Source organism: Rhodovulum sp. (assembly GCF_011048875.1).
In the GTDB taxonomy this organism is placed as follows: domain Bacteria; phylum Pseudomonadota; class Alphaproteobacteria; order Rhodobacterales; family Rhodobacteraceae; genus Rhodovulum; species Rhodovulum tesquicola.
The window spans coordinates 1-4,460 of record NZ_DSDD01000307.1 but is presented as its reverse complement, the minus strand read 5'-3'; the positions used below and the strand labels follow the sequence as shown (position 1 = coordinate 4,460).

4 protein-coding genes and 1 pseudogene are annotated in these 4,460 nt (G+C 70.3%); 3 read left to right on the top strand and 2 right to left on the bottom strand.

Going from position 1 to position 4,460, the window contains the following annotated elements; translation table 11 throughout:
* Positions 1-1,785, bottom strand: a 1,785-nt coding sequence (gene priA / locus ENN83_RS10850; protein WP_287186900.1) for a replication restart helicase PriA, incomplete at its 3' end; no start/stop codon positions are given.
* An 89-nt stretch (positions 1,786-1,874) separates the two neighbouring features.
* On the opposite strand from priA, the gene fsa reads away from it, so the two are divergent.
* From fsa to ENN83_RS10835, 3 genes are read left to right on the top strand one after another with little or no spacing between them, the layout of a single operon-like run.
* The gene (fsa, locus tag ENN83_RS10845; protein ID WP_287186897.1) at positions 1,875-2,528 is read left to right on the top strand and encodes a fructose-6-phosphate aldolase; all 654 of its coding nucleotides are present in this window, start codon (positions 1,875-1,877) and stop codon (positions 2,526-2,528) included.
* 45 nt (positions 2,529-2,573) lie between these two features.
* Entirely contained in the window at positions 2,574-3,281 is a 708-nt protein-coding gene (locus ENN83_RS10840; RefSeq protein ID WP_287186894.1) for a DUF484 family protein, read from the top strand.
* Positions 3,278-4,201, top strand: coding sequence for a tyrosine recombinase XerC (locus ENN83_RS10835; RefSeq protein WP_287186892.1), 924 nt, complete (start codon positions 3,278-3,280; stop codon positions 4,199-4,201). Before ENN83_RS10840 ends, ENN83_RS10835 begins: the two co-directional genes overlap by 4 nt.
* 122 nt (positions 4,202-4,323) lie before the next feature.
* Here the strand turns inward: ENN83_RS10835 and ENN83_RS10830 are convergent.
* Positions 4,324-4,460, bottom strand: a pseudogene (locus ENN83_RS10830) (nucleoside deaminase); the annotation flags it as partial.

Genomic DNA, 4,460 nt, shown 5'->3' with positions numbered 1-4,460 from the left:
GATCTGGGGCTGCAAGGGTCCGACCTGCGCGCGCCCCGCCACCTGTCGCATCAACTGAAAGGTGCGCTCCGCCGCGCGCAGGTCGGACCCTTGCAGCCCCAGATCCGCGTCGATCACGCCCACCAGCGTCAGAAGCGGGAAATTGTGTCCCTTTGCAACAAGTTGCGTGCCGATGATGATGTCGGCTTCGCCGCCCGCGATGGCCTCGATCTTCTCTTTCAGCGCCCGCGCGGTGCTGAACAGGTCCGAGGACAGCACCGCCACCCGCGCCCCGGGGAACAGCGCCGCGGTTTCCTCGGCCAGCCGCTCGACGCCGGGGCCGACCGGGGCCAGCTTGTCCGCCGCACCGCAGGAGGGGCAGGTCTCGGGGATCGGTTTCGTCTCGCCGCATTGGTGGCAGACAAGCCGTTTCAGGAACCGGTGCTCCACCATCCGCGCGTCGCAATGATCGCAGCCGATCATGTGCCCGCAGGCCCGGCAGACGGTGACCGGCGCATAGCCCCGGCGGTTCAGGAACAACAGCGACTGCCGCCCCGCCGCCAGCCGCGCCGCCACCGCCCGTTGAAGCGTCGGCGAGATCCAGCGCCCCGCAGGCACATCCTCGGCCCGCATGTCGATCGTCGCCATCTCGGGCAGTTCCGCCGGACCGAACCGCGCGCTCAGATCGAGGCGGGCATATTTCCCCGCCTCGGCATTGGCCCAGCTTTCCAGCGACGGCGTGGCCGAGGCCAGCACCACCTGCGCCGAGGCCAGCGTGGCGCGCAGAACGGCCATGTCGCGGGCATTGTAAAGCGCGCCCTCCTCCTGCTTGTAGGAACTGTCATGTTCCTCATCGACCACGATCAGCCCCAGATCGCGGAACGGCAGGAAAAGCGCGGACCGCGCCCCCACCACCAGCTGCGCCTCGCCCCGCCCGACCATCCGCCACAACCGCCGACGCTCGACCATGGTCACCCCCGAATGCCACTCCGCCGGCCGCGCGCCGAAGCGGCGCTCGACGCGGCCCAGGAACTCGGCAGTCAGCGCGATTTCCGGCAACAGGACAAGGGCTTGCCGCCCTTTCCTCAGGCATTCTGCAACCGCTTCCAGATAGACCTCGGTCTTGCCCGACCCGGTCACCCCCTTCAGCAGCGTCGTGCCATAGCCCCCGCTCGCCACGCCCGCGCAAAGCCGCGCCGCCGCCGCCGCCTGGTCCCCTTCCAGCGCCAGCCCCGGCCGGGCCGGGTCGAGACGCGGATAGGGCCGGTCGCGCGGCGTGTCCTCTTCCAGCACCGCGCCGCTGGCCACCAGCCCCTTGACGACCGTCGGCGACACGCCCGCCTCGCCCGCCAGTTCCCCCAGCGTAAAGGCCAGCCCGCCATAGCCCTCCAGCAACTCGATCACCCGCGCGCGCGGCTCTGTCATCCGCCCCGGCAGGCCCGCGCCCCGGCGATAGACCTTCTGCATCGAGGGCGCGTCCCCCAGCCCCGGCGCCCGCGTCGCCAGCCGCAGCATCGCCGAGAGCGGCGTCAGCGTATAATCCGCCGCCCGCTCGAGGAAAGCGCGCAATTCGTCCCGCATCGGCGCGGCATCCAGCACCCGGGTCACCGCGCGCAGCTTCGCGGCGTCAAAGCCGCTCTCGCCCGCCCCCCAGACCACGCCCAGCACCCGGCGCGGGCCCAGCGGCACCTCGACGAAATCGCCCGTCCCGCAGCCGCCCTCGGGCGCCAGGTAATCCAGCACCCGGTCCAGCCGCTCGGCCGTCAGCACGCCCACCCGCGCCCCTTCGGCGAACCGGTCAGCCATGCGCGGGCCGCCCAAAGACCGGGTTCCGCCCGCCCCCCGCCTCGGCTATCACGGGCACGACAAGGCGCATCCAGCCCCGAGGCAGCCCCATGAAATTCTTCGTCGATACCGCCGATGTGGACGCGATCCGCGAACTGAACGATCTCGGCATGGCCGATGGCGTGACCACCAACCCCTCGCTGATCCTGAAATCGGGCCGCGACATCCTGGAGGTCACGCGCGAGATCTGCGGCATCGTCTCCGGCCCCGTTTCGGCCGAGGTGATCGCGACCGAGGCGCCCGCGATGATCGAGGAGGGCCGCAAGCTTGCCCGGATCGCCCCCAATATCGCGGTCAAGGTGCCGCTGACCTGGGACGGGCTCAAGGCGTGCAAGGCGCTCAGCGGCGAGGGGCACATGGTCAATGTCACGCTCTGCTTTTCGGCCGCGCAGGCGATTCTGGCCGCCAAGGCGGGCGCAACCTTCGTCTCGCCCTTCATCGGGCGGCTCGATGACATCAATCTCGACGGCATGGACCTGATCGCCGACATAAGGACGATCTTCGACAATTACGGCTTCGGGACGCGGATACTGGCCGCCTCGATCCGCACGGTCAACCATGTGACCGACGCCGCGAAGATCGGCGCCGATGTGGTCACCGCGCCGCCGGGCGTGCTGAAACAGATGGCCGCCCATCCGCTGACCGACAAGGGTCTGGCCACGTTCCTGGCGGATTGGGAAAAAACGGGGCAGAAAATCCTCTAGCCTTGGTGTAAGGTGTCACAAAACGACCATGACAACGAGGCAGACATGAGCAGTTCCCCCGCCGTCGCGGACGATCTTCGCGCGCAGATTCTGGCCGATCCCGACGTGATCCTCGACGACCCGGACGTGATGCGCGCGCTTGTCGCCGCGAACGAACGGATGATGGGCGCCAATATCGTCGATCTGCGCGGCATCGCGATGGAACGGCTCGAGGCCCGGCTCGACCGGCTGGAGGAAACCCACCGCTCCGTCATCGCCGCCGCCTACGAGAACCTGTCGGGCACCAACCAGATCCACCGCGCCGCGCTGGCCCTGCTGGAGTCCGGGGATTTTCCGGACTTCATCGCCACGCTCTCGGGCGAGGTGGCCGCGATCCTGCGGCTCGACGGCCTGCGGCTGGTGCTGGAAAGCCACCAGGGCGACGCGGCCGAGGCGCTGTCCCGACTGGGCGCCGTGGTGCAACTCGCCCCCGAAGGCTTTGTCGAGGCTTATGCGGGCGGTCCGCACGGGCGCAGCGCACGCGTCGTGACCCTGCGCCAGAAGCTGCCGGAAAACGGCGCGCTTTACGGCGACAGGCGCAGCCCGATCCGCTCCGAGGCACTGCTCAGGCTGGATTTCGGCCCCGACCGGCTGCCGGGCATGCTGGCCATGGGCTCCGAGGATGCGCAGCAATTCGCGCCGAACCAGGGCACGGACCTCTTGACCTTCTTCGCGGGCCTCGTCGAACGGACGATGCGCCGCTTCCTGGCATGAGCCTTGCGCTCGCCCCCGCCGCGCGGGCGGCGCTGTCGGATTGGCTGGCCGAGGAACGCGCGCTGAACGGCGCGGCCGCGAACACGATCCGCGCCTATGGCGCGGACGTGACCGGCTTTCTGGCCTTCCTTGCGGAATATGACGGCGCGCCCGCGGGGCCTGCGCGGCTGGCCGCGATCGAGCTGCGCGACCTGCGCGCCTGGATGGCGCATGAACGCGGCCGGGGGCTGGGCGCACGCTCGCTCGCCCGGGCGCTGTCGGCGCTCAAGGGCTTCTTCCGCTGGTATGGGCGGCGCGAGGGGTTCGAGCCGACCGCCGTGCTGTCGGTGCGCGCGCCCAGGATCCGGCGCAAGCTGCCCCGCCCGCTGGCCGAGGATGCCGCCCGCGCGGTGCTGGACACGGTCGGCGACAGCGCGCGCGAGCCGTGGATCGCGGCGCGCGACGGGGCGGTGGTCACCCTGCTTTATGGCTGCGGGCTGCGCATCTCCGAGGCGCTGAGCCTTCTGCGCCGCGACGCGCCCCTGCCCGACAGCCTGCGCATCGTCGGCAAGGGCGGCAAGGAACGCATCGTGCCCGTCCTGCCCGCCGCGCGCGAGGCGGTCGCCACCTATCTGCGGCTCTGCCCGTTCGAACTGGCCCCCGACGCCCCGCTTTTTCGCGGTGCCCGCGGCGGCCCGCTCAATGCCCGTCTCGTCGCCCGCGCGATGGAACAGACGCGGGGGCGGCTCGGCCTGCCCGCCACCGCCACGCCGCACGCCCTGCGCCATAGCTTCGCCACGCATCTGCTCTCCGCAGGCGGCGACCTGCGCGCGATCCAGGAACTTCTGGGCCACGCCTCGCTCTCGACCACCCAGGCCTATACGGCCGTCGATACCGCCCGCCTGATGGAGGTCTACGAGGCCGCCCATCCCCGCGCCTGACTGCGGACGGCCCGGCAATCTGCCAATCAAAGTCCGATGGAATTCCGATGAAAGTCCGATGGAATTCCGATAACGGCCCGCACCGCGTCGCAACCCGGCGAAACCGCCCCCCCCGCGCCGGTTCAGCGCCGCGCGACAAAGAACTCGCGCAACAGCCGCTCGGCCTCGGCCGCGTTGATTCCGTCATAGATTTCAGGGACATGGTGGCATTGCGGATGCTCGAACACGCGCGGCCCCTGCGCCACGCCGCCCGATTTCG